At 59.3% G+C, this 25,591-nt stretch carries 17 protein-coding genes; 7 read left to right on the top strand and 10 right to left on the bottom strand.

Going from position 1 to position 25,591, the window contains the following annotated elements; translation table 11 throughout:
* Window positions 1–7 precede the first annotated feature (7 nt).
* The 4 genes from EC9_RS24845 to EC9_RS24830 all read right to left on the bottom strand — a co-directional run bounded on the left by EC9_RS24845 (window position 8) and on the right by EC9_RS24830 (window position 8,886).
* Complete coding sequence (locus tag EC9_RS24845) at window positions 8–1,312, bottom strand: sulfatase-like hydrolase/transferase (protein ID WP_145348686.1); 1,305 nt, start codon at window positions 1,310–1,312, stop codon at window positions 8–10.
* Window positions 1,313–1,481: 169 nt separating this feature from the next.
* Entirely contained in the window at window positions 1,482–2,219 is a 738-nt protein-coding gene (locus EC9_RS27105; protein WP_231745893.1) for a hypothetical protein, read from the bottom strand.
* 524 nt (window positions 2,220–2,743) lie between these two features.
* Window positions 2,744–8,320, bottom strand: a complete 5,577-nt coding sequence (locus EC9_RS27260) for a DUF4114 domain-containing protein (RefSeq protein WP_145348685.1) — start codon at window positions 8,318–8,320, stop codon at window positions 2,744–2,746.
* 227 nt (window positions 8,321–8,547) lie between these two features.
* Window positions 8,548–8,886, bottom strand: a complete 339-nt coding sequence (locus tag EC9_RS24830) for a thioredoxin family protein (RefSeq protein WP_145348684.1) — start codon at window positions 8,884–8,886, stop codon at window positions 8,548–8,550.
* 502 nt (window positions 8,887–9,388) lie between these two features.
* Here EC9_RS24830 and EC9_RS24825 point away from each other — a divergent pair.
* The 6 genes from EC9_RS24825 (at window position 9,389) to EC9_RS24800 (ending at window position 17,908) form a co-directional block, all read left to right on the top strand.
* On the top strand, window positions 9,389–10,501 hold the full coding sequence (locus tag EC9_RS24825; protein WP_145348683.1) for a S1C family serine protease: 1,113 nt from the start codon (window positions 9,389–9,391) through the stop codon (window positions 10,499–10,501).
* Window positions 10,498–11,577, top strand: a complete 1,080-nt coding sequence (locus EC9_RS24820) for a tRNA dihydrouridine synthase (protein ID WP_246105865.1) — start codon at window positions 10,498–10,500, stop codon at window positions 11,575–11,577. The genes EC9_RS24825 and EC9_RS24820 overlap by 4 nt, the downstream gene beginning before the upstream one ends.
* 170 nt (window positions 11,578–11,747) lie before the next feature.
* Window positions 11,748–12,125, top strand: a complete 378-nt coding sequence (locus tag EC9_RS24815; RefSeq protein ID WP_145348682.1) for a hypothetical protein — start codon at window positions 11,748–11,750, stop codon at window positions 12,123–12,125.
* A 106-nt stretch (window positions 12,126–12,231) separates the two neighbouring features.
* Window positions 12,232–14,889, top strand: coding sequence for a DNA mismatch repair protein MutS (mutS, locus tag EC9_RS24810; protein WP_145348681.1), 2,658 nt, complete (start codon window positions 12,232–12,234; stop codon window positions 14,887–14,889).
* A gap of 72 nt (window positions 14,890–14,961) precedes the next feature.
* Window positions 14,962–15,999, top strand: a complete 1,038-nt coding sequence (locus tag EC9_RS24805; protein WP_145348680.1) for a nucleoside hydrolase — start codon at window positions 14,962–14,964, stop codon at window positions 15,997–15,999.
* Window positions 16,000–16,636: 637 nt separating this feature from the next.
* Entirely contained in the window at window positions 16,637–17,908 is a 1,272-nt protein-coding gene (locus tag EC9_RS24800) for a carbohydrate porin (RefSeq protein ID WP_145348679.1), read from the top strand.
* Window positions 17,909–18,007: 99 nt separating this feature from the next.
* On the opposite strand, the gene EC9_RS24795 is transcribed toward EC9_RS24800, so the two are convergent.
* The 6 genes from EC9_RS24795 to EC9_RS24770 all read right to left on the bottom strand — a co-directional run bounded on the left by EC9_RS24795 (window position 18,008) and on the right by EC9_RS24770 (window position 24,618).
* Window positions 18,008–18,970 (bottom strand): ABC transporter permease, encoded by a 963-nt coding sequence (locus EC9_RS24795; protein WP_145348678.1) that lies wholly within the window; start codon window positions 18,968–18,970, stop codon window positions 18,008–18,010.
* A gap of 66 nt (window positions 18,971–19,036) precedes the next feature.
* The gene (locus EC9_RS24790) at window positions 19,037–20,560 is read right to left on the bottom strand and encodes a sugar ABC transporter ATP-binding protein (protein ID WP_246105864.1); all 1,524 of its coding nucleotides are present in this window, start codon (window positions 20,558–20,560) and stop codon (window positions 19,037–19,039) included.
* Complete coding sequence (locus tag EC9_RS24785) at window positions 20,557–21,543, bottom strand: sugar ABC transporter substrate-binding protein (RefSeq protein ID WP_145348677.1); 987 nt, start codon at window positions 21,541–21,543, stop codon at window positions 20,557–20,559. Before EC9_RS24785 ends, EC9_RS24790 begins: the two co-directional genes overlap by 4 nt.
* Window positions 21,540–22,490 carry a ribokinase gene (gene rbsK, locus EC9_RS24780; protein WP_145348676.1) on the bottom strand — a complete coding sequence of 317 codons (951 nt, stop codon included), beginning with the start codon at window positions 22,488–22,490 and terminating at the stop codon, window positions 21,540–21,542. The genes EC9_RS24785 and rbsK overlap by 4 nt, the downstream gene beginning before the upstream one ends.
* Entirely contained in the window at window positions 22,487–23,536 is a 1,050-nt protein-coding gene (locus tag EC9_RS24775) for a nucleoside hydrolase (RefSeq protein WP_145348675.1), read from the bottom strand. The genes rbsK and EC9_RS24775 overlap by 4 nt, the downstream gene beginning before the upstream one ends.
* Window positions 23,537–23,571: 35 nt before the next feature.
* A complete protein-coding gene (locus EC9_RS24770; RefSeq protein WP_145348674.1) occupies window positions 23,572–24,618 on the bottom strand; it encodes a nucleoside hydrolase in 1,047 nt (348 codons plus the stop codon).
* A gap of 508 nt (window positions 24,619–25,126) precedes the next feature.
* Here EC9_RS24770 and EC9_RS24765 point away from each other — a divergent pair.
* Window positions 25,127–25,420 carry a hypothetical protein gene (locus EC9_RS24765; protein ID WP_145348673.1) on the top strand — a complete coding sequence of 98 codons (294 nt, stop codon included), beginning with the start codon at window positions 25,127–25,129 and terminating at the stop codon, window positions 25,418–25,420.
* Window positions 25,421–25,591 lie beyond the last annotated feature (171 nt).

The following is a 25,591-nucleotide window of genomic DNA, read 5'->3' as shown; positions in this document are numbered from 1 at the left end:
CAGCGCTTTAGGGCGTGAGGCTTTGGAAGATGGTTTCCAGTCGGTCGCGGGCTGCTGCCGCTTGCGGATCTTGGTTGTCCGCATCGGGTTCGGCGGGAAGCGATCGGGCGTCTTTTAAAGCGTCCGATTGGCGGAACAGCCGCCACGATCCGTCGAAAAGATTTTCTTCTTTGCCGATCCCTTGATGCGTCCATGGACGCGTTGGTCCAGGTTGGCCGTGGATTTGAGCGGCGATGCTGTGCCCGTCGATCGACAGTCCCTCGGGGATCGATGTTCCCGTCAGTTCGCAGAACGTCGGAAACAGATCGACGACGTCGACCAGGTCGTCGCAGACCTGCCCCGCCGGAACGCTAGGTGGTCCCCAGACGATCAGCGGAACATGAGTGCCGGTATCGCCGAGTTTGAACTTGCCGCCGTCGACGTTCCCGGCGCGGGTGTGCCGCGTGTGACGTCGCTGCCCAGGTTCGCTGGCTCGAGGATTAGGAAAGTCCTCCTCGTGCGTGCCGTTGTCTCCCATGAACAACACGTAGGTGTTGTCTCGCAGTCCCATCGAATCGACAGCATCCAACAGGCGGCCGACCAGATGGTCCATGTAGTGAATCATGTGATCCAGTTTCGCGGGGCGGCCCAACCGGCGATCCTCCGGCGTGGCGATGATCGGATCGTGCGGAAGCATTTCGTTGTGGACGATCAGAAACGGTTGCTCTTTCGCTTGAGCGTCCCGCATCTGGTCGATCACGTAATCGACAAGCACGTCGGGGCCAAAGCGGTCGGCGATGTCGTCGCGAACCCGGCCGTCTTGATTGAGCGTTGGGTTCCAGTGCCGCAGTGTCTTCTTGCCCTGCAGCCAGATCTGCCAGACGCACCACGAATCGAAACCGGCGTCGCGGATGTGATCGGGCCAATATTCGAGTGTCGCCAGTTGCCACTTGCCCGTCACGCTGGTGGCGTATCCTGTCGACCGGATCGATTGAGCGAAGGTTGGCATCGCTTGGAAATCGACAGTCTTTTTGGTCCCGCGGTGGACCGGCAATACGATCGTGTGTTGGTGTCGCGTGGTGTAGAGACTGGTGTGCAAGCTGACTCGCGTCGGCGTGCAGACGGGACTCGCGTAGGCGCGGGAGAATCGAAGCCCTTCGGCCGCCATCGCGTCCAGCCGTGGCGTCTGGAAATCGAGGCCGCCGTAACAGCCCAACGCCTCGTAACCGATGTCGTCGGCCAGAATCAAAAGGACGTTGGGACGGTCGTCGGCGGTGAGCGGCGTCGACAGCAAAAGCAGCAACAGCGGAAGCGTGCGGAGCGGAGTTGGCATCGGCTTGGGCATCTATAAAAGAACAACGGGCGAGCGACATCTCACAGCGCCACGGATCGTGCAGCGACCGCGAGAAAAGATTGGAGTGCCAGTATATTAGCAGCACGCCCAAAGTCGAGCTTCGCCCGCAAGCCGCCCGATCCTCCAACGCTTTCGCCCGCTGGACGCCCTACTGCGCGGCGGGGTTGTCGTAACGCTCCAACGATCGCGGCCCAACGGTTTGAAGCGAGTTGCTCGCTTCGCGGACTCGCACCTCCGGTCCGGTCACGACGATCAGCAACGCTCCATCACGCACCCGGGCAGCATATCCCGACGCATCCTCCTCTTGCACGCCATGGTTCTCCATCGCGCTCCACACACTGCCACCAACCGCTCCCGCAGCCATCCCCACGATCGGCCCGGCGAGCAGCATCGGGCCAACCATCGTCGCGGTGCCCAACAGGCCTCCCAAGGCCCCGCCGATCAACGCACCAACTCCCGTCGTCTTGCTGCCCGGCGGTTGAACTCCTGTCTCTTTCCCGGATCCGGACAATTGGGCGAAGCTTGGATCGGTCACTCGCGTGATCGTCGATACCTCGTCACGCGTGTAGCCCGCTTTCTCCAAAACCCGAAGCGCGGTAGCAAAATCGTCTCGGTTGTCGAACTCCGCGATCACGCAGTATTCGGCGTCGTTCTGCTGGCTGGCCTCCGGTTCTGCGTCAGTTGGCGGGGATTGCTTCGGCGTCATTGTCGCTGCGTTTTCGGGAAACTCCATCGGCGGGTGACGCGTTGGAGTGATTCCGCCGGGGACCTCGACGTAGATTCGTTCTCCGCAATGAGGGCATCCAACCGCTCGATCGTCCACCTCCCGATGGCACTTGGGACACGCGGTGTGATTCAGCGGCGGTTCTTGATGTTGTGGACACATGGCAATTGCTCCTCTTTCCGACTCGATCGGTTCGAAACACGGAGCGTTGTCGACTGACAACATCACCGGCTGCGTTCAGCGCGGTCGCTCCGCAAATACGCACCCGCGGAAAAGTAGAGGGCCATTGTCCCGTTGCCTTCCGCAGTTGCATTTAGAACGTTATGCATTTTGCGTGCCGCCGGGCGAGATCGTTGCTGTCTGGTATCGCACCGCTTAGCTTTGGCCGCAAAGGTGATTGCAATCCGCAGTATCAGCGACCAGCGCGGTCGATCAGCCAGCAGATCTTTGGCCGCAACCGCTTCGGTGACGCAGGCTCGCCGCCGGGGAGACGCAGCAGCAATTGCTGCGTGAAAGAGAGAGGGCCACGAGTGATTGTGGGGCCAGCGGAAATCCAGCCGAGGTGCAAACGCACGGCGATAAGAATGAAGGGTGAGTGATTAAAAGTTCGCTGGGCTTTCTGCCTGCAGTTGCTGCGATGTCACAGCAACCGCACGGCATCCTCGCCTGGCCAGCGGATCGACTTCCTAGTGGTTGATCCGGAAGTTGGTCTTGAGGACCGCGTCGTTGAAGTCGCGGTCGCCAAGATTCTTCAAGTCTTCGATGCCGATCACTGTTCCGCCATCGTGCGTATCGGTGTAGCGGAAGTGGTCCTTGCCATCGAGGTTGAACTGGGCATCGGAGAAGAAGACGTCGGCATGGACCGCCCTCCCGTCGGCTATCAGACCGCCGTGGCCGTCGAAGTCGAGCGACTTTGCACCGGCGAAGTTGCTGCCGTTGGCGATCACGAACATGTGCAGATCTTGATCGACGTTGTTGGAGACCGTGCCAGCCGCTTGATGGTTGGTGTTCCCTACAAGAACTTGGAAGTTCGTCGGTTTCCCTTGAGCATCCAGTTCATAGGTTCCAATCACGTTGTTGAAATCAGCACCCTCGGAAACGAAATCCAGTCGACCCGTCTGATTGGCTTCGCTGCCGTGACCTCCGGTGTCAACTTTATCCTGAGTGTTGTTCTCCTTGGCGTCCGCGTCATGCGGGTTCTCCACCTTGGCCGCCGGCTTCGCATTGTGAGCGTCGTTACCAGCATCGACTTGTGGTTCGTGAGGATCGTCGCCACTCGGGCCATTGCCGATGTCCAAGATCTTGCCACCTTGAACCTTCACGTTTTCGATGTTGTCGAAGTGGATCTCGAAGCTCATCTTCTGGTTGGTCAACGCTCCGTGGCCGTCGCGAGCCGACATGATCGTGTTGATGCTGATCTTGCCGTCGGCGATCGTGATGTCCTTTTCCGGGATGTTCGACAGATCGATCGTGTTGTGGCCATCACCGCCATCGACAGTGAACTTGTCGCCGTTTTCGGCGCCACTGAAGGAGAAGTTGTCATCGCCCGTGGTGCCGATCACCTTCTCGATGTTCTGGAATGTGACCTTCTCACCACCCACGTTTGCTACGCCGCTGGCGACATTAATCTCTGCTGGCTTATGCGCGTCAGGTGGCAGTTCGGAAAGGTCCAGCGTGTCGTTGCCCGCACCGCCGTTGACCTTCACGTTTCCAGCTTTGGCGACGATCACGTCGTCACCCGCTCCGCCATTGGCGACGTCGTTTTTACCAGCGATGATCTTGTCGTCACCATTGTCGCCGTTGAGCGTATCGCGCGTTGCATCGTCGCTGCCGTCGATGACGTCGTTGCCTTTGCCACCTCGCAGCGTATCGGATCCTTCGCCGCCGGTCAGAGTGTCGTTGCCTTCGTTTCCATCGATGACATCGTTGCCGGCACCACCTTCGATGACGTCGTCACCTGCTCCGCCGGAGATGCGATCGTTCCCATCGCCGCCATCGATCTTGTCGTTGCCGTCACCGCCGTTGATCGTATCGACTCCCGCTCCACCATCGATGTGGTCGTTCCCATCGCCACCTTCGATCTTGTCGTTCCCATCGCCGCCGCTAAGGTTGTCGTTCCCCTTGCCGCCATCGATCACGTCGTTCCCTTTACCGCCGTCGATGACATCGTTGCCGTCGCCGCCGTTGAGCTTGTCATTGCCAGCTCCGCCTTCGATCTTGTCGTCACCCGCTCCCGCATCGAACTTGTCAGCGGTGTCACCGCCGACTTGATGGTCGTTGCCATCGGTGGCTTGGTTCTGTTCATGGCGAGCGACTTCGCCTTCGATATCCAAGACCTTGCCACCCTGAACCTTGACGTTTTCGACGTTGTCGAAGTGAATCTCGAAGCTCATCTTCTGGTTGGTCAACGCACCGTGGCCATCCCGAGCTGACATGATCGTGTTGATACTAATCTTGCCGTCGGCGATCGCGATATCCTTCTCTGGAATGTTCGACAAATCGATCGTGTTGTGGCCATCGCCACCATCGACAGTGAACTTGTCGCCGTTTTCTGCGCCACTGAAGGAGAAGTTGTCATCTCCCGTCGTGCCGATCACCTTCTCGATGTTCTGGAATGTGACCTTCTCACCACCCACGTTTGCTACGCCGCTGGCGACATTAATCTCTGCTGGCTTATGCGCGTCAGGTGGCAGTTCGGAAAGGTCCAGCGTGTCGTTGCCCGCACCGCCGTTGACCTTCACGTTTCCAGCTTTGGCGATGATCACGTCGTCACCCGCTCCGCCATTGGCGACGTCGTTTTTACCAGCGATGATCTTGTCATCACCTGCGTCACCGTTGAGCGTATCGCGAGTTGCATCGTCGCTGCCGTCGATGACGTCGTTGCCTTTGCCACCTCGCAGCGTATCGGATCCTTCACCGCCGGTCAGAGTGTCGTTGCCTTCGTTTCCATCGATGACATCGTTGCCGGCACCACCTTCGATGACGTCGTCACCTGCTCCGCCGGAGATGCGATCGTTCCCATCGCCGCCATCGATCTTGTCGTTGCCGTCACCGCCGTTGATCGTATCGGCTCCCGCTCCACCATCGATGTGGTCGTTCCCATCGCCACCTTCGATCTTGTCGTTCCCATCGCCGCCGACAAGCGTGTCGTTCCCCTTGCCGCCGTCGATCACATCGTTCCCTTTACCGCCGTCGATGACATCGTTGCCGTCGCCGCCGTTGAGTTTATCGTTGCCGGCGCCACCTTCGATCTTGTCATCACCCGCTCCAGCATCAAACACGTCCGCGTTGTCGCTGCCGACTTGATGATCGTTGCCATCGGTCGCTTGGTTCTGTTCATGGCGAGCGACTTCGCCTTCGATGTCCAATACCTTGCCACCTTGAACCTTGACGTTTTCGATGTTGTCGAAGTGGATCTCGAAGCTCATCTTCTGGTTGGTCAACGCTCCGTGGCCGTCGCGAGCCGACATGATCGTGTTGATGCTGATCTTGCCGTCGGCGATCGTGATGTCCTTTTCCGGGATGTTCGACAGATCGATCGTGTTGTGGCCATCACCGCCATCGACAGTGAACTTGTCGCCGTTTTCTGCGCCACTGAAGGAGAAGTTGTCATCTCCCGTCGTGCCGATCACCTTCTCGATGTTCTGGAATGTGACCTTCTCACCACCCACGTTCGCTATGCCGCCCGGAACGTTGATCTCCGCTGGCTTATGCGCGTCGGGTGGCAGTTCCGATAGGTCCAGCGTGTCGTTGCCCGCACCGCCGTTGACTTTCACGCCGCCAGCTTTGGCGACGATCACGTCGTCACCCGCTCCGCCATTGGCGACGTCGTTTTTACCAGCGATGATCTTGTCATTGCCGGCGCCACCGTTGAGCGTATCACGCGTTGCATCGTCGCTACCGTCGAGGACGTCGTTGCCGTTGCCGCCGTTGAGCGTATCGGTCCCAGCACCACCGGTCAGATGATCGTTGCCGTCACCGCCGTTGATCTTGTCATTGCCGTCGCCACCGGTGAGGAGATCATCCCCTTTGCCGCCGTCGATCGTGTCATTCCCCGCACCGCCGTCGATCTTGTCGTTGCCATTGCCACCGTTCAAGATGTCGTTGCCAGCTCCACCATCGATGTGGTCGTTGCCGTCACCACCATTGATCTTGTCATTGCCGTCGCCGCCATTAAGGAGATCATCCCCCTTGCCGCCGTCGATCGTGTCGTGACCTTTCCCGCCATCGATTTTGTCGTTGCCATTGGTGTCGACGAGTTTGTCATTTCCATCGGTGCCCGTCTGGACCAAAAGGTCAGCTGCAACATCCTTGGCAGGTGCGACAGGTTCCGCGGACGTGACGACGACTGGATCGCTTGTGTGACCGACCGACGCGACTACTTTCTCAACAATCACTTCCTTGGCAGGAGCGACAGGTTCCGCGGGCGTGACGACGACTGGATCGCTCGTGTGACCGACCGGCTCGACTACTTTCTCAACAGCAACTTCTTTGACTTCTTCTACGACTTCGTCGACGCTAGGAACGGCATCTTTGCTGGGCTGTGGTGCATTGCTGGGGGCGTCGCCAGCGTTAGATTCCAGGACATTGACCTTGAAGTCTGTTTTGACGCTCACCGCATCCAAGTCATTGTCGAAAGCAACAACTTTCGCAGTGAGGTCGATTGTGCCTTTCAGTCCGGGAGCTGGATTAAGTGCGAGGTCATCCAACTGGTCGACGCGAACCAATGCTTCGCCATTGTTGGGTGTGATCACCGAACCGCCGCTGACCAGGGTCGAACCATCGGGGATGCCTTTGATGACGACTGTCGTTTGAGCCGCCGCCTGTGTCTCCAGTTTCAGATCCAAATCGATCGGACCGCCTTCGGTTCCGGCGACATTGCCCGCCGAGACCTTCACATCGGGATCGATATCGATATTGACGACTTGGGTAACATCGCGAGAGACGCCGTTGTCGGTCGTGGTCACACGAACAGTGACATCAAAATCATCGGCCGATCCGGCGGGGGGCACAATTTTTACGCTATTGAAGTCGTTGGCATTCAAGCCGACCTTGCCGTCGATCGGTGTCAGGACGATCCCGCCCGCTTCCACCTTGGTTCCCGTCGGCAGGTTTTCAATGGCAACGGCTGTGATCGTGTCGTCGCCCACGGCGGCTGCATTGATCGTTAGTCCGACCTTCTGGCCGGTAATCGCGGTGTCGGCAACAGCGTTCAATTGGGCTGCTTCGACTCCATCATCGGGGGCAGCGGTCTTTCCGGCGACCACGTCGACCGAGAACGTTGCCACGTCGGCTGCGGCGTCGCCATCGCGATCGGTCGCCAGCGAAGTGACTTTCAGGTCGACGTTCCCTGTGAAATCGTCAGCCGGAACGAATTGCAAGTCGTCCAATTGGTCGTTTTGCACAAGCGTTTGGCCACCGTTGTTCACCAGTTCGACGTCGCCGATTGTCAGAGTTGCGTCGTCCGGTAGGCCGCTGACCAGGGTGAACAGGTGGTCGGCCGCTTCGCTGTCGATATCGATATTCAGATCGATTGCGTCGCCTTGCTTGCCACTGACATCGGAAGCGTTCACGTCGACCGTTGGGTCGATTTCAACAGTAAACGATTCCTGGGTTACCTTGCTGTCATTGCCATCGACCGTCGTCACGGAAATGGTGACGTCGAAGTCATCGGCCGATCCGGCAGGTGGGACGATCTGCAATTCATCCAGTTTGTCGACTGCGACGTCGACTTTGCCATCGGTTGGTTGCACCAACGCATCGCCGATTTGAACTTTCGTTCCATCGGGCAATCCCGATAGCTCGACCTTGTCGATTCGATCACCCGCTTCCGCTTGAGCGCTGATCACTACATCGATCGGCTGGCCCGGAGTTCCCGTTTCGGCACTCACGGCAATCTTCGCATCCTGTGCGATACCATCGCCAACCGAAGCCTCGTTGCTAACGGCGCCCCACGGATTGGTGTCTTTACTCAACAAGTCGTCTTGAGCGTCATCCAGTTCGGTCGCGTCGAAGAGGTCCTTTCCGGGCGGTACGGGGGAGTCGAATAGATTGTCGTCCACCGGTGACGTGGCTTCGAAATCGATATCGTCAAGCACGTCAACTTGTTCCACACCTTCGATCGGACTCGCCGACATCAACACCATCGGCTCCACCGTCTCCAGGTCGGAGACCCAAGGCTGCTGCGGGGCCGATTTGGTCTCGCTGTGGTCTGCAGTGTCGCCCGAGAACGCATTCAGGAGTTTTTTGATTGTGTTTTTCATCGTATCGAATTCGCGGATGTCATTGGGGATGAAGAGTTTGTGGAGCGGGGGGCACGCTTGGTCATCGAGAGACGAAGCGCGGGTGATTGGGCGGCCAGTCGGTCCGTTGGGAAAAATGCCTAGTGTCAACGGAGCTGAACGTCTGGAACGTGGCGATTGTTTTCACAAACGATTTTTCGGCGGTTTGATTTGGCCGGCGACACCGCGCGTCACGGTAGAATGGGCGGTTATTCATGGCACGCCTCGTATACAGCCCACTCCGATATCGCTTGTTCGAAATCTTGTAGGATGACCAGTGGGTTGGTAGGCCCATCCCAGCGTTGAAGAAGTATTCCGCCCCGGTACAACAAGACGCTTGGGATCGTGTCGATCATGAACGCTTCGCTTGCGTCGGGGGCTTGCGTGACGTCGATAGGTTCCACCGTCAATTTTGTTTGATGCGCCGTCGCAGCCGCCTTCAATTCGCACGGAACTACCGATCGGCCTGGTGACCAGTCGGCGTAGAACTCCAGTAAAACAAATTGGTCTTTGCTGTCGGTGAGCGTTTGCAGGTCTGTTCGCTTCATTGCCCAATGCTTCCTGGCATTTCACGCCAGGAGCCCCTGTTGCGCTGTCTTGGCTCGCCAGCAGCCGGCTCCGGTTTGCGCAGCTTGCTCGTCGGCCGAACCGAATCGTGTGAACTAATACCTAGCTTAGCTCACTATTTGCAGTGGGCTCGGAAAAGCGAGAAAAGCACGGCTCGAGAACTTTTCTTTACACTGCGGAAAGTCGCACCGACACGGACGTTGTCGGTGCGGGATGTTGACGCGAAACATCGTCTGTGTGGCGAAATGGCAACGTCGCCCCCAGCACGCGTTGGGGCAGGTGCCGGTTTGCTGTCGGGAAGGCTGGTGGCGATCTCGCCACTCACCCGGTAGCGTTTGGCATCTGATGGAAAAAGCGTAGGAAACTCGCTCCAATCCTTTCCCTGCAGGGCAAAACGTTAATAATGAAAGCCTCGGCGATGAACCCCCGTTCAACGGAACCGAATTGGACGATGCAACCTACGTGCTTTTTGGAGTTCAAACGATGAAATGCTCTTTCTTTGGTCAACAGGCCAGCAAACCTCAGCAGCAACCAAAACGCTCGGTCTGGCGGGCAAACAAGCTCTCTTCGCGTCCACGGCGACTGACTTGCGCGCTGATGCTGTTGGTGATTTCGCCCGTTGCGACAGCTCAAGAAAACGACGTCCCTGCAGCGATTCCCACTCCGCAACTCAAAGCACCGAAGCTTTCGGTCGACGAGACGCTGTTGAACGATCTTAGGCCTGAAAAAAGGCCCCGGCTGGGATTGGTTGTCGAGGATTTGACGCCTCAATTGGCCAAACACCTGCGCACCGACCGAGGTGTCTACGTCGCAAGCGTCGAACAGGATGGCCCCGCGGAAACAGCAGGGGTTAAATCGGGAGATGTGATCGTTCGCGTCGGCGAAACCGAGGTGGCCACGATTGCGGATCTTATGGCCGCCGTGGCAAAGATCGATGGCGAAACGATCTCGTTGACGCTCGAAGGCGAAAAGGGGCGTCGGACCGCGGAAGTAAAGCCGGTGATGGTCGCCGAAGAGCCGATCGAACTGATGGACTTGGACGAATTCGAGGACTCCGCACCGGGCGATCGCGATCCGCTGATCACCGGTGATCTGATCCGTCAATTGATGAATGAATTTGGCCAAAGTCTCGACGGGCGGACGCTCCGCGATCTCGGCGGGTTGGCCGATCAACTGCTGAACGATAACCTCGGCCAGAATCAACCGTTGATGGACCGCCAGTTGAAGATCACGATCGATCGGCGTGGCGACGATCCCGCGGAGATCTTTGTCGAACTCGATGGTGAACAATATAAGACCGATGCCAAGCACCTCGACCAACTGCCGCAAGAGTTGCGGGCAACGATCGCGGAACTGGTCGGCGCTCCACGAACCGGCAAGAGCTTCCGTTTCGGCGGCATCCACATCGACCTCGATGGCCAACGACGGCGGAGCATCGATCCTCCGTCGTTGAAACAGCCGAAAGCTCCGCGAGGCTTCGAACCACTAGACGAAGAAAACGCCGCGCCGTCGCAGATCGACGAATTGCGCCGCGAACTTAACGAATTGCGACGCAAGCTCGATCGCATCCAACCCAACCCAGGTGATTTCGATTGAACGATTCCGCTTTACTAACGGAAACTCCCCACCTTCCGCCACTCTCCCTCGGTCCCGTCGAGATCGGTTTTCCGGTCGTCCAAGCGGCTCTGTCGGGATACAGCGACTGGCCGATGCGCGTGATCGCGCGTCGCGCCGGGGCCTCGTACACGTTGTGCGAAGTCATGCTCGACCAGTTCCTATTGGCCGTCAAACAACGCAATAAGACGCGGCACTTCCTGCACATCAGCGATGAAGAGCATCCGGTCGGCGGCCAGTTGATGGGAGCCGAACCGGAGCAGTTTGCCGCCGGAGCGCTGCGGTTGGTCGAAGCTGGCTTCGACGTGATCGATATCAACTTCGGGTGTCCCGTCAAGAAGGTGCTGGGTCGCTGCCGCGGCGGCTTTCATCTGTCGCAGCCCGAGGTAGCGCTTGAGATCGTTCGCAGGACGCGCGATATCGTCCCCGACCCGATCCCGATCACCGTCAAGATGCGACGCGGCATCGACGACAGCGAACAGAGTCGCGATAACTTCTTCACGATCATCGATGGTGCTTTTGACGCTGGTGTCGCCGCGGTCACCGTCCACGGCCGGACGGTGGAACAGCGTTACAAGGGCCCGAGTCGCTGGAGCTTCTTGAAAGAGGTTAAGCAGCACGTTGGCGACCGCACGATTCTCGGCAGTGGCGATCTGTTTACCGCGGACGATTGCCTGCGGATGATGCGTGAAACGGGGATCGACGGCGTCACGGTCGCTCGCGGTGCGATCGGTAATCCGTGGATCTTTGCTCAGGCCAGAGCCTTGTCGCAAGGGCTCGAACTGCCCGCCCCGCCAACCGTTCTTGAGCAGCGAGCGGTGATGGAATCGCATTACGATCTGATGCAGCAGATGTATGGCGATCGGGCGCCGATGCTGATGCGGAAGTTCGCCATCAAATATTCCGCCAGCCACCCCGAATTCGACGCACTGAAAGTCGCGTTCTCGCGGCTCAAGTCGGCTGAGGAATTTGTCGCCGTGCTCGACCAGTATTATCAACAGGATCGACCCGGACGATATCCTCCTTCGACCGTCCACGCGACGCAGCAGGAATGTTAAGCTGGTCGCTTGTGTTTTTTCGTTTAACCGCGAGCCCATCGGGCCGCGCGGCCCTGAAAAACGCGGGGCGATGGGCTCGCGGTTAAACTAGAAAACTCCGTGCTTGCTGCTTCGTCTCGCTCCGGCGACCGATCACTTCAACTCACCTCGCGACAGTAAGGTTCAAGACGATGGATGTCTCCAGCTTAATCCTCGGCGCGTTGGTGCTGTTGGCCGCGATCCTGCTCCAGTGGCGGACTCCACAGGGCGATCCCGGCGGGGAACCCCCAAGCGAACTCGACACGCGGTACTACAGCATTCGCACCCGCCGCCGACGGCTGGTCCATCTGCTGCTGGGGATCATCGGTTCGCTGAGTATCGCCGCGGGGGTGATCGGCCAGGGGAGCGCCTTCTTTTTGATCTGGGCGGCGGTCCCGCTTGTCGTCTTTCTGATCGTGATCCTGGCGATGTTGGACGCCTACCAGACGCATCGCTATCTCGTCAAAAAACTGCCCGAAATCCAAGCGGCCAGCTTTTCCGATATCGATCCCGAAAAGGGGCTGCGTTGAGTTTGGCGAGCTTGCCGATCAGGCAGCTTGTCGCCGCAGCGGTTTCATCGCGGCAAAGCGGTGAGGCTCTGTTGAGTGTTGGCTGAGCCTGATAGATTAGGCGGCTATGACAACACCGATGATGCGACAATACGAAGAGGCGAAACAGGCGTGCGGCGACGCGATGCTGCTGTTCCGCATGGGCGATTTCTACGAGCTTTTTGCCGAGGACGCCAAGCAGGCGGCCAAGGTTCTGGGGCTGACGTTGACAAGCCGCGACAAGGACTCAGCCAACCCGACGGCGATGGCTGGATTTCCCTATCACCAGCTGGACGCCTACCTGCGGAAACTGATCTCCGCCGGCTTCCGCGCCGCGGTCTGCGAACAGGTCGAAGACCCAAAAGAAGCCAAGGGCTTGGTCCGCCGCGAGGTCACGCGCGTCGTCTCCGCCGGGACGCTGACCGACGACCAATTGTTGGACCCTCGCGAAGCCAACTACTTGGTCGCTGTCTACAAGCCGCCGGCGGAATCGAAGCGAAAAGCGGCCGCCGGTGCACCCGAGGTCGTCGGCATCGCCTGGGCTGAACTCTCCAGCGGTCGCTTCGAAGCGGGGCTCTTCCCGGCCGAGCGTTTGGAGGACGAACTGGCTCGCATCGGCCCGGCCGAAGTTTTGATCCGCGAAGACGACGTCCGCACTTCGTTGGACTCGACTGCCAACTGGTCGGTGACCAATCGTCCCGCTTGGACCTTCGCCTTCGATGAATCGATGCAGCTGCTGTGCCGCCAGTTTGGCGTCCGCTCTCTCGAGGGCTTCGGTTTCAACGATGAACACCGCCCCGCGATCCAAGCCGCCGGCGCCGTCTTCGCCTACCTCAGCGAAACGCAATCGGGCGGGCTGGATCACTTCGACACCTTGATCGCTCACCACAACAGCCCCTCGGTCCAGATCGATGCCGCGACCCGACGCAGCCTCGAGATCACGCGGACCTTGCGTTCGGGATCGCGCACCGGTTCGCTGTTGGATGTGATCGACCAAACCTTGACTCCGATGGGCGCTCGCCAGCTGGGCGCTTGGATTGCGGCGCCGCTGATCGACATCGAAGCGATCGAGCGGCGGTTCGATGCGGTTGCGGAGTTTCGCGAGAGCGAAGCGCTTCGCGAAAACATCCGCTCCACTCTCAAAGGGGTCTACGATCTCGCTCGACTGTTGGGCCGAATCGCCACCGGGCGGACGAACCCACGCGACCTACAATACGTCGGCAAAACGCTCGCCATGCTGCCGCCGCTGAAAGCGAAACTAACGGGCCGCAAAAGTGGACTGCTTCAAACGCTCGAACAGAACCTGCATCTCTGCCCCGAGCTGCGGTCGCGTCTGGAAGCCGCCTTGGCCGACGATTGTCCGATGTCGACAAAAGATGGCGGCTTCATCCGCGAAGGCTTCGATCCCGATCTCGACGCCCTGCGGGAACTGGCCAAGGGAGGTAAGCGTTGGATCGCGACCTACCAAGCCGAGCAGATGGAACAGACCGGCATCCAGAATCTGAAGGTCGGGTTCAACAAGGTGTTTGGTTACTACTTGGAAGTCTCCAACGCCCACCGCGACAAGGTTCCCGAGACGTTTATCCGCAAGCAGACGCTGAAAAATGCGGAGCGGTTCATCACGCCAGAACTGAAAGAATACGAAGAGAAGGTGCTGGCCGCCGACGACCAGGCCCAGATCCGCGAATTGAATCTGTTCGACCAATTGCGAGCCGATGTGCATCAGCACTTGCAGATCTTGCAAGTCGTTTCGGCGGCGATCGCCGATCTCGACGTCTTGGCTTCGCTGGCCGAATTGGCGGCGAAGCGGAACTATGTTCGTCCTAAATTGACCGACGAACCGGTGATGGATGTCGAAGAGGGGCGGCACCCGGTCTTGGACGCCACGTTGCCGCAGGGTGAATTTGTTCCCAACGATATCAAGTCGTCCCCTGAAGACGGGATGGTGCTATTGATCACCGGCCCGAACATGGCGGGTAAGAGTACCTATATCCGGCAGGTCGCGCTGCTGACGTTGATGGCTCAAGTCGGTTCGTTTGTGCCGGCCAAATGTGCAACGATCGGCATCGCCGACCGGATCTTCGCTCGCGTCGGCGCCAGCGATGAACTGAGTCGCGGGCAGAGTACGTTTATGGTGGAGATGGTCGAGACGGCGCGGATCCTCAACACTGCCACGCCTCGCAGCCTGGTGATCCTCGACGAGATCGGCCGCGGCACCAGCACCTACGATGGCCTCTCGTTGGCATGGGCGATCACCGAACACCTGCACGATCAGATCGGTTGCCGAACGCTTTTCGCCACCCACTATCACGAACTGACTCAGTTGTCCGATATGCTACCGGGCGTCGAGAATCTGAACGTCTCGGTCCGCGAATGGGGCGATAAAGTTGTCTTCCTGCATCGCATCGTTCGCGGCGGTGCGGACAAGAGTTACGGAATTCACGTCGCCCGTTTGGCTGGCGTTCCGCAATCGGTGAACGAACGAGCCAAAGACGTTTTGGCTCAATTGGAATCGGATCACCGCGACGCCTTCGACCGACCGACGATCGCGCCGCCGGACGGTCGCAAAAGTGGCAGTGCGATGCAGATGACGTTGTTTGGGTACGTCGATCATCCGCTTGTCGATGAGCTTCGCAATTTGCAGATCGATGCGATGACACCGATCGACGCGCTGCAGATGCTGCAGCAGTGGCAGCAGAAAATTCGCGCGGGCGAAGACACCCCCGAACTCTCGCCCAGCAAGTAGAATGGCGGCTGGAACGGTCTCGCCGGAGATCGTTTTCCGGCCCCCAACCGACTTGACCTGCGAGCTGCCTCCATGAACCTCCGCTCTCTCCTGACCCTCTGCATCGTTGTTGCAGCACTTCCCGCCGCACAAGCCGATCAACCCGAAGAATCGTTCAAGCGTCCCGTCCGTGTCATCTTCGACACCGACATCACCGGCGACGTCGACGACGTGTTGGCATTGGCGATGCTGCACACGTTGGCCGATCGAGGCGAATGTGTCATCGAAGCGGTCACCGTTTCGAAGATCAACCCGCTGGCAGCTCCCTTCGTCGACGCGGTCAATACGTTTTATGGCCGTCCCGACATTCCGATCGGCGCGACGCGCGACGCTCAAAAGCGGGACAGTAAGTACCTGTCGTTGGTCGAGAAACGCGATGGCGGTAAATTTCGCTATCCCCACGATCTCCTCTCCAGCGACGACGCTCCGACCGCTGTCGAGGTGTTGCGCCGCACGTTGGCTGCCGCCGAAGACAGCTCGATCACATTGGTCCAAGTCGGCCTGGCGTCGAATCTCGCCGATCTGATCGAATCGCCAGCTGACGCAATCAGCCCGCTGACGGGAGCCGAATTGGTTCGCAAGAAGGTCCGCTTGGTCTCGTTGATGGCAGGCGCATTTGTGCCGGTCAACGGGAACAAACATTTTCTGGAGGCAAACGTCCGCAATGGGATCGGCGCGATGCAGCGGTTTGTCGATGGATGGCCCGACGATGTGCCGGCGATCTGGAGCGGCTATCCGATCGGCGTCGCCACCGCGTTCCCGCGGGAGAGCATCGCGCGGGAGTTCGAATACCGCAAGCATCACATCGTCAAAGAAGCCTACCTGATGTACTGCGGGCCGAATCACGATCGTCCCAGTTGGGATCTGACGAGCGTTTTGTATGCAGTCCGTCCCGACGACAACTTCTTCGGCCTATCCCCTCGCGGTCGCGTGGTCGTGGAAGACGACGGCTTCACGCGATTTGAACCCTCGGAAACCGGCCGCGATCGCTACATGACACTCTCGCCGAAACAGCGGATCCGCGTCATCGAAGCCCAACGCGGCCTCGTCAGCCAACCCCCGCTGCGCTAAACGATTTAGAGCCCCTGCAAATCGCCATACCCAGGCCGGAGAACCGATCCCGGCGGGGATCATAGACGGTAGCCGGTGGTTTGAGCGCAGCGAACACCACCGGAAATCCACAACGTATCGGCGACAAATGGACCGCGGAGCGGCCCCAGAAGGTAGCCGGTGGTTTGAGAGTAGCGAACACCACCGGAAAACCGATGCCATCAAAATCACCGCCCACAACGGGGTCGCACCTCGATCTGCGATCCCTCCGGGATCACCACGCGTTTCTGACGCAGCATTCCGGAGGTGCGCCGCTGCGCGACGACCTCCGGCTACCTTCTTGCATCCCTTCGGGATCGTCGCATCGGACGCAACCGCACGAGCATTCCACGGGCCGCACCAACGTCCCAACAGCCCATGGACCGCGGAGCGGCCCCAGGAGGTAGCCGGTGGTTTGAGCGTAGCGAACACCACCGGAATCCCAACGACCATCAAATCACCGCCCCCAACGGGGTCGCACCTCGATTGCCCTCGCGGAGTGTCACAATCATTAAAATCGGCCGGACGCTCGATGGGGAGCAAACGTAAACCGATAGATAAGCAAGGTGTGAAGCGAACGAGAACAAACTCACGTCAAATCCTCAATCCGCTGCAACAAATGATGCATTCTCTTGCAAAGAGTCATGCCGCGATCGTCATCGCCTGCATCGTTTCGGTAGCAGGAATCCTCTCGGTCAGGGCTGATGAGAGGCGGGCCTTCTGTGACGATGCGGCGCATTGTTGTGTCGATCCGGCGGGAAAAGACATCTGTGCACGGGAATACTTTTTGGGGGACTGGTGCGGCATCCGTCCTTGCCTGCAAGATTCCGGTATCACTCCGTTTCTCTATTACGATTCGATCACTGCGGCGAATGTTGACGATGGAATCGAAGCGGACCAGGACTTTACCGGGCAGGTTTACGCGGGTGCCGATCTCGATCTGGATACCCTGCTGGGATGGAACCGCACGACGTTGAAGATCTCCACGGTCCAGCGGCACGGCGACAGCATCAGCCCGTCGGTCGGCGGAATCTACGACCCGATGTGTATCTTCGGAGGGCAGGTCCTGTTCCTGTACCAGCTTTGGCTCGAGAGAGAGGTATGCGACAACTGGGCGATCAAAGCAGGTCGCGTCTCCGCAGACACCGATTTCTTGAACGATGGTCTCTACCGATATTCGCTTAGCACAGCGATCAACGGCCCTATTCGCGCCACGCTTCTGGAAAGCACGGTCACGTCGTTTCCGTTTCCTGTTTGGGGTGGCCGCGTCAAATACACGCCCGACGACAAACATCAATTCCAAGTCGGCGCCTATCAGATCGGCGACGGCATGTTCGATTTCACCAAACATGGGCTCGACTTCAGCATCCGCAGCGACGATGGCGTTTCGATCCTGATGCAATACGACTGGACGTCGACGATTTGCGAACGTCCAACGCATCTTTTTGTCGGAGCGGTCAACTCCTTTTTCGAATTCGACAACCACGACGGCGTGGGAACCACCGACTACGTGCTGCGGGTCTATGCGCATCTCGCGGTCGAGGTGTTTCCCAATCTGACAGTTTTTGGTTTCGCTGCCAATTCCGAACAGGATGAGGTCGCGTTGACGCCGCTGCAAATCAGTTTCGGCATCAACGGCAAGGGAATGTTCTCCAGTCGCCCCGACGACCACACGATGTTCTTTGCAACCTGTGGTGATCTCAGCCACGACTATGGCGATTCGATCGGTGAAGCTGTCGACCACGAAATCGTCTACGAAGTGGGGCATCGATTCCAGATCTTGCCCTCAGCCTACATCCAGCCAGCATTGCAATACATCGTCACCCCCGGCGGCACCGGCGATATTGCGAACAGTACGGTCGTGGGCGCGTGGGTCGGCGCCACCTTTTGATATCACCGAACGGTATGGTGCCTATGCATACATCACGTGAACTCAGCGTTCTCAGCGCCTCTGCGTTTCAAAATGAGCGCCTTCAAATCCGCGAGGGCATCAACCCGCCGCACTGTTGCCCCAGCGGCTGCGGAGTGCGTCGAGCAAGACGGCGACGACGATTACGCTGCCGGTGATGATCTGCTTCATCGGGTCGGAGACGCCGATCTGAGCTAGCCCGGTTTGTAGGACGGCGATGATCAACACGCCCAAAAACGAATTGATCACGTTGCCCCGGCCGCCCATCAGGCTTGTGCCGCCGATCACGCAAGCGGCGATCGCGGAGAGTTCGATGCCGATCGCAGCGTTGGGGTCGGCTGTCGATAATCGCGAAGCATAGGTTAATCCGGCCATTCCACACATCACGCCGCTGATCACAAACACACCGATCGCATACGGTGCCGGGCGGACTCCCGACATTCGAACCGCTTCTTCGTTGGTCCCGATCGCAACGCAGTAGCGTCCAAAAACGGTCCGCGTCAGCAGCAGTTGGCCTCCGACGACCGCGGCGATCGCCATCAGGAAGGCGGGCGACAGCGAGAGCCCTGCGATCGGCTGACCGATCGATTCGACGGCCGATCCGATGTATTTGGTTTGCGAATGCGTAACCAGCTTGGTCCCGCCCCGAGCGATCTCCAACATCCCCAGCGTGACGATAAACGACGGGATTCTTGCCAGCACCGAGACACAACCGTTAAACAATCCGCAGGCCGCCCCGGCCAGGATGCAGAACGGAATCGACGCCCACAGCGACCACTGCCAATCGACCATCAACGCTCCCAGGACGGCGGAAGAGAAGGCCAGGATCGAACCGACCGAAAGGTCGATCCCACCGACGACCAGGACCAACGTCATTCCAACGGCGACCAGCGTTAGGTCGGGAATCTGGTTGGCGATCGAGATGAAGGTGCGGGTTTGCAGGAAGTTTTCGCTCGACAACGCGAACACAACAATCAGAAACGCTAGCACGCCAAGCAGGCCGGCGTATTGGATCAACGATCGATAGGCGACTGTGTTTTTCATCAAACGGTGGTTGTAGGGGTGGTTGAGGCAGCTTGCGCCGCAACAGGCTTTCGGCGATCGATTCGATCAGCCGACAGCAACGGAGCTTGGGGATGCAAAGGCGGCTTGCATGATCTGTTCAGTCGACCAGTCGCCGCGAGCGAAACTGGCGACCAGTCGGCCCGCCGACATGACGGCGATTCGGTCGCAGGTTTCCATCAGTTCTTCCAGGTCGCTGCTAACGATCACCAGCGACTTTTCATCGCGAGCCAATGTTTCGAACAGCCGATAGATCCGCCGCCGTGCGGCGACGTCGATCCCTCGCGTCGGTTCGTCGAACAAAAAGATGTCGGCATCGCGAACCAGCCACTTCGCTACCGCAACCTTTTGCTGGTTGCCGCCGCTCAGCGTTCCAACGGTCTGTTCGATGCTGGTGCAACGGGTCTCCATCGACTCGCGCATCCGATCGGCCATCTGCCGCTCGGCGGCACCGCGAATCCATCCGCCTGCGGAGAAGAGTGTCTTCATCGAGGCGAGCGTTGTGTTGGCGCGGATCGATTGGGAAAGGAGCAGTCCGTTTTCCTTGCGGTCTTCGGTGACCATCGCCAATCCCGCCGCTACGGCATCGCTCGGATCGGCGAACCGTCGCGGTGCAGCTTCGTCGTTCAAGTAGACTTCGCCAGCGTCGGCCCGATCGGCGGCGAAGATCAGACGCAGCAGTTCGGTTCGCCCGGCACCGACAAGGCCGGCGATTCCGAGTCGTTCGCCGCGATGGACCGAAAACGAAACGTCGCGAACCCAGCGGCCGCGCGACATCCTTTCGACTCGCATCGCAACCCGATCGGTTTGGTGCGACGCGAAGTCGTCGGCCGCCTGTTGCTGCGTAGTTTCCCCGGTCATCAGATCGACCATCGCATCGCGGTCGACATCGGCGGTCGGCCGCGTGCAGATGAACTTTCCATCGCGAAGGACCGTGATCCGGTCGGAGAGCCTCGCGACTTCGTCCAACCGATGCGAGATGTAGATGATCCCGACGCCCTGCTGCCGCAGTTTGTTCAGCCAAGTGAAAAGCGTTTCCGATTCGCCCGCGCTCAACGCCGCTGTCGGTTCATCCAAGATCAGCAGGCGGCAATCGCGGTCGAGCGCCGTGGCGATCTCGATCATCTGCTGCCGCCCGACGCCCAATGAACCGGTGATCGCGTGGGTGTCGATCTCTTGCAATCCGAAGCGATCCAAGGCGATGCGGGCGCGGCGATGCAGTTCGCCGCGATCGACGACGCCAAACCGAGCGGGCAGGCGGCCGATCATGATGTTTTCAGCGACCGAGAGCGTGGCGATCTGGTTCAGTTCCTGTTGGACGATCTGCACACCCGCCGCTTCGGCCGCCCGCTTTCCCTGGGGCGAATAGACCCGGCCGTCGATCTGCATCGATCCCGAAGTGGATGCGGTCAGGCCGGCGATGATCCGGCACAGCGTGCTTTTGCCCGCCCCGTTGGCTCCCAACAGCGCATGGATCTCGCCAGGGTGGAAATCGATCGACACATCGTCCAAGACCTTGACCGCATAACGTTTGGTCAGACTTCGGACCGAAAGCAACAGCGGGGCACTCACTGCGACAACGACTCTTTCGTGACCAGATCGACAGGCGTCTGCACGTCTTCGGTCGCCGCGGCCGGATCTGCGAGGATCTTCAACGCCGTCTCGATTCCGAAGACCGCCAGTTGGTCGCCGTGCTGGTCGGCCGTCGCCAGAACCTTCTCCTCGCGGATCAATTGCTGGACCGCGCCGATGTTGTCGAAACCGACAACCAGGACCTCGCCCGTTTTGCCAGCCGACTTGATCGCCGCCACAGCTCCCAGGGCCATCGAATCGTTGGCCGCCAGGATCGCTTTGATCTGCGGATGTTCGCTGAGCATCGAAGCGGCGATCGTATTCGCCTTGTTCGTTTCCCAATCGGCCGATTGGCTGGAAACGATTTCGATTCCCGCCTGCTTCATCGCCGCTTCGAATCCCAGTCGCCGCTGGATGCCGTTGAAGGCGGTCGTCTTTCCTTCGAGGATCGCGACCTGATCCCCTTCGGCGAGTGATGCCGCTAGTAGATCGCCGACCTGTTTTGCGCCAGCTTGGTTGTCGGGACCAACAAACGGAATCGTTACCTGTTCGGACTTCAGCACTTCGGCATCCAGGCGATTGTCGATGTTGACGACAACCACGCCGGCCTGGCGAGCTTTGCGAAGCGCCGGGACCAACGCTTTGGAATCGGCTGGAGCGATCACGATCGCGTCGACGCCCGCGGCGACCATCTCATCGACCAACGCAACTTGGCGGCCGAGATCGGATTCGTCTTTGATGCCGTTGACCAACAGTTCGTATTGATCGCTGTTCGCCTGTTGATGCGTTTCGGCTCCCTTTTCCATCGTCGAAAAGAATTCGTTCGCCAGCGACTTCATCACGAGCGCAATCCGCGGCTTACCCGCCGCCGCGGGATCGCCGGAATCGTTTGTCGCGGTTTTGGAAGAGCATCCGCCCGCCAGCGTCATCAGTGAGGCGAGCGTCAGGATCAGCGGAAGGGAGCGTCGTTTGGTCGGTTTCATGATTTTTGACTTTGCAAGATTCGATCGATTTCAGTTCGTGTCGGCATGCCCGGCTGGGCTCCGGGACGCGTCGCCGCCAAGGCGCCGGCGACAGCCGCAAAACCGGCGGCTTCAAACAGGTTGGCTCCTTCGGCGATACGGACCGCCAACGCGCCGGCAAACGCATCGCCAGCGGCGGTTGTGTCGACCGGATCGATCGGCGTCGGGGCGATCCGCCGAGTCGTCGTCCCATCGCTGGCGACGGCGCCGCGGGACCCAAGCGTCAGGATCACCTGCCGGGCTCCGCGAGCGTGCAGGCTGGCGATCGCGCGGTCGATCTCTTCGTCGCTTGAGACCGGATGCCCGACGATCGCTTCGGTCTCCGATTCGTTCGGACAGATCAGATCGACTCGCAGCAACGCGTTGTCCAATTCAGCTGGCATCGGCGCGGGATCCAGCACGATCGTGACTCCCGCCTGTCGAGCGACATCGATCGCGGCTTGCACGGTTTCGAAAGGGACTTCCAATTGCAGCATCAGCACATCGGCGGTGCGGATCCGATCGGCAAACGCCGCGACGTCGTCGGGAGTCAGCTGCGCGTTGGCACCGGGGACGGCAACGATCGAGTTTTCGCCACTGCTTTCGACAGCGACGATCGCCAGCCCGCTGGGCGTTTCCGTTGTGGGGAGCACGCCATCCGTAGCGACCTGTTCGCGTTGCAGGTTCTCGACCAAGCGGCTCGAAAACGCATCGTCTCCAACGCGTCCGATCATCGACACGCTGCCGCCAGCTCGGGCAGCGGCGACAGCTTGGTTGGCCCCTTTGCCGCCGGGAACCTCCGCCGACGAATCGGCGATGATCGTTTGCCCCGGCCGCGGCAACTGGTTGCAGCGGATCATGAGATCCATGTTGATCGAACCGAGGACCACGATCTGTGCTCCGCGATTTGTTGCCTCAGGCGTGCTCATTGCTTCGGCGGCTCGCTGGACAACAGAACCAAGGTTTCAACGACGCGCAGCTTCTGGGCGTCGGTCAGCGTCAGATATTGATGCAATCCATCTTCGGCGGGAGCGAAGGTTGTCAGGCCATTATCGGCGACGGTGACGGTTCCGCGTGGGGAGAGTCCGAAATAATCGCGGTTGGGCCGGACGGCTTGCAGGACGCTGGTCAGATCCCAGGTCGGTCGATTGTGGGGCGGCGGATTGTAAGCGATGTAGGCTTCGGCCAGCGGATGATGCGGCACGTATCCGTAATCCTGCTCGATGCTTTCGTGCGGATAAGCGACGGCTAGCCCGATTTCAAAACCGCTCCAGAGGATGGGCGTTGGCCAATCATTGGCGAGCGATTGAGCTGCCGGAATGTCTTTGACGATGTTGTATTCTTTGTGATCGTATTTGCCTTTCGATCCAGAGATCTGAGTGAACGCGCCAGCCATCGCCGAGACTAGGCGGACCTTCTTTTTGACAAGTGCCATGCCGTCCAGCGGGCTCACGTCGTCCGGTTTTGACTTCAGCAGATCTGCCAGGTTCGTCGAAAAGCCGACTTGAGCGATCACAACGCTGCCATCCTCTGCGTCGGCCAGCGTCTTTCGCAAGACAGTCACCGCGTCGGGAGCGTCTTTGCCCGATCGCAGGTCGTGTGGGAAACGGAATTCATCGCCATCTTTGATCGATGCCAAGCCGTTGAATCGCCCGGTGCCAGGCGTCACGCCGCTGCGGCAGACGCCGATCGGAATCTCTCCCCGTCCATAAAACGTGTTGACCGCATCGGTGAAGGGAGCGGCCATCGGATCGTCTTTGGTGATCGTCACGGCAAGCAGTTCGCACTCGCCGCGAGACTGCAGCGAATGGATCATCCCCAACGCCAGCACATCGTCGACGTCGTTACCGATGTCGGTGTCGAAGATCAGCGGCACCGGACGCTTTACATCGTCGGCATTCGATACAGCCGGCAGACAGCACAACGATGCCATCATCAGCGAAAAGGCGAGATAGCGGAAACGATCGATCATCATGGGAAGAACCTCTGGGGTGTCGGATTTCGTAGCGTTCAACGTTGGGGCGGTTCGCTGGACAGCAGGACCAGCGTTTCGATCACGCGGAGCTTTTGGTCCTCGGTCAGCGTGAGGTATCGGTGGCGGCCGCCGGCCGACGGTGTGAACTGGGTCGATCCATCGTCGGCGACCGCAACGCTGCCGGGCTGGGAGATACCAAAGTAGTCGCGATTGGGGCGAACGACTTGCAGCACGCTGGTCAAATCCCAGGTGGGGCGATTGTGCGGCGGCGGCAGGAAGGCGACGTAGGCTTCGGACAGCGGATGATGTGGCACGTAACCGTAATCCTGCTGGATGCTTTGGTGCGGGTAGGGGAGCGAGATGCCGATCTCGTAACCGCTCCATAAAAGTGGAGTCGGCCAGTGGTGAGCGACCGTTTGCGCCGACGGGATGTCTTTGATGATGTTGTATCCCTTGTGATCCTTCAGCCGCCCGACCGCTTCGGCGGGCTTAGGGAATGCGCCAGCCATCAACGACAACAGGCGGACCTTCTGTTTGACAAGAGCTTCTCCGTCCAACGGGCTCGCGTCGTCTGGTTTTGATTTCAGCAGGTTCGCCAGGTTGGTCGAAAAGCCAACTTGAGCGATCACCACGCTGTGATCGTCCGCCGCAGCCAACGTCTCTCGCAAAACCGAGACCGCATCGGGAGCATCGTCTCCCGATAAAAGATCGTGCGGGTAGCGGAGCCGCTCGCCATCTTTCTGCGTCGCCAGTTGCGTAAACCGCCCCGGTTCGGGAGTTTTTCCACTGCGGCAGACACCGATCGGAATCTCTCCCCGCCCGTAAAACGTATTGACGGCATCGGCAAACGGAGCGGCCAGCGGATGATCTTTGGTGATCGTCACGGCCAACAGCTCGCACTCGCCGCGCGACTGCAACGCATGGATCATCCCCAGCGCCAACGCATCGTCGACATCGTTGCCGATATCGGTATCGAAGATCAGCGGCACCGGCCGCTTTTCATCGCCAGCAGCTAACGCGGGTAAGGCAACGGTCCAAGCCAACATCAGCGTGGCGACGGCGCATCGAAAACAATCGAACATCAGGTGGGAAACTTTCCAGGGGACGGAGGCGTAGTGGTTGGATCAGCATTGCAATCGGATCACCAAGGGAAGATTGGCTCCTCTTGGCAGTCGGACGTGACAGTATAAAACCGCCGCCACCAAAATGCCATCGCGTGATCGCAGTTGCCGAACGCGAAACCCTATTTCCATCGGGGCATTCCCTGCCTCTCTACTCTCGTCCTTTCCACCCGGCGATCATTCAGACTCCATCATTCTGCCAACCAGAGCATCGTTTGGCCCAATCTCACAAGCATCTGTTGCTGCGGCTTCGGACGATCGCACGCGCGGCCCGATGGGCACGCGGTTAAACAAAAAACGAAGGCCGTTTGGCGCGGGGGTGTCGCGGTGTCGCCTGGGTAACGTTGTTTTGCCGCCAAATCGGGTGCGAACGTTTTTCCACAACAACGGTCAGTGTAGGTGTTGTTCTTGTATCTAGGACAACAACCACGCCCCAAAAATTGAAGCTGTTACGAGCGGGAGTTAACTGATGGAATCGCTGGAAGAGAAGCTGCAAATGTTGCGTGAGAAGTATCCGTTGGTTCCTCATACGTCGGCCGGACAAATGTGGTCGTCGGTGCGGCGCATGAAAGCGGAAAAGGAGCTAGGGATTCCGATCGACCGCCGCACAGGATTTGCGTTTTCAATCGAGTCGGGGTTAGCCGCGAATCAGATGCAGGAGGAAGCGTGGGAGGAGTTTTACGCTGGGCTGTGCGATGACCTCCACCAGCGGTTTCCCGAGTTGTACCGGAGCATTTTTCGCGATGCCGCCGATGCAACCTAACCGCACCGCTCCGTCCCAACGCAGATCGCCCGAGATGCACAAGCGTGCGTGATTCACACGTCGACGCGGACGTTGCCGAGCAAGAGCAAAGCGATTGGGGGATCGTTGCCGATCCGTGGTTTGAACTTGACGGCGGCGGCTTTTTCGCCAGGGGCACGGTGGCTTGGGGTT

This window comes from Rosistilla ulvae (assembly GCF_007741475.1).
Classification (GTDB): domain Bacteria; phylum Planctomycetota; class Planctomycetia; order Pirellulales; family Pirellulaceae; genus Rosistilla; species Rosistilla ulvae.
Note: the sequence above shows the minus strand (reverse complement) of the source record. Positions and strands in the feature narration are given on the sequence as shown.

Coding starts and splice junctions, on each gene's coding strand:
- EC9_RS24845 (WP_145348686.1), bottom strand. CDS start 1,312: ATGCCAACTCCGCTCCGCACGCTTCCGCTGTTGCTGCTTTTGCTGTCG.
- EC9_RS27105 (WP_231745893.1), bottom strand. CDS start 2,219: ATGTGTCCACAACATCAAGAACCGCCGCTGAATCACACCGCGTGTCCC.
- EC9_RS27260 (WP_145348685.1), bottom strand. CDS start 8,320: ATGAAAAACACAATCAAAAAACTCCTGAATGCGTTCTCGGGCGACACT.
- EC9_RS24830 (WP_145348684.1), bottom strand. CDS start 8,886: ATGAAGCGAACAGACCTGCAAACGCTCACCGACAGCAAAGACCAATTT.
- EC9_RS24825 (WP_145348683.1), top strand. CDS start 9,389: ATGAAATGCTCTTTCTTTGGTCAACAGGCCAGCAAACCTCAGCAGCAA.
- EC9_RS24815 (WP_145348682.1), top strand. CDS start 11,748: ATGGATGTCTCCAGCTTAATCCTCGGCGCGTTGGTGCTGTTGGCCGCG.
- mutS (WP_145348681.1), top strand. CDS start 12,232: ATGACAACACCGATGATGCGACAATACGAAGAGGCGAAACAGGCGTGC.
- EC9_RS24805 (WP_145348680.1), top strand. CDS start 14,962: ATGAACCTCCGCTCTCTCCTGACCCTCTGCATCGTTGTTGCAGCACTT.
- EC9_RS24800 (WP_145348679.1), top strand. CDS start 16,637: ATGATGCATTCTCTTGCAAAGAGTCATGCCGCGATCGTCATCGCCTGC.
- EC9_RS24795 (WP_145348678.1), bottom strand. CDS start 18,970: ATGAAAAACACAGTCGCCTATCGATCGTTGATCCAATACGCCGGCCTG.
- EC9_RS24785 (WP_145348677.1), bottom strand. CDS start 21,543: ATGAAACCGACCAAACGACGCTCCCTTCCGCTGATCCTGACGCTCGCC.
- rbsK (WP_145348676.1), bottom strand. CDS start 22,490: ATGAGCACGCCTGAGGCAACAAATCGCGGAGCACAGATCGTGGTCCTC.
- EC9_RS24775 (WP_145348675.1), bottom strand. CDS start 23,536: ATGATGATCGATCGTTTCCGCTATCTCGCCTTTTCGCTGATGATGGCA.
- EC9_RS24770 (WP_145348674.1), bottom strand. CDS start 24,618: ATGTTCGATTGTTTTCGATGCGCCGTCGCCACGCTGATGTTGGCTTGG.
- EC9_RS24765 (WP_145348673.1), top strand. CDS start 25,127: ATGGAATCGCTGGAAGAGAAGCTGCAAATGTTGCGTGAGAAGTATCCG.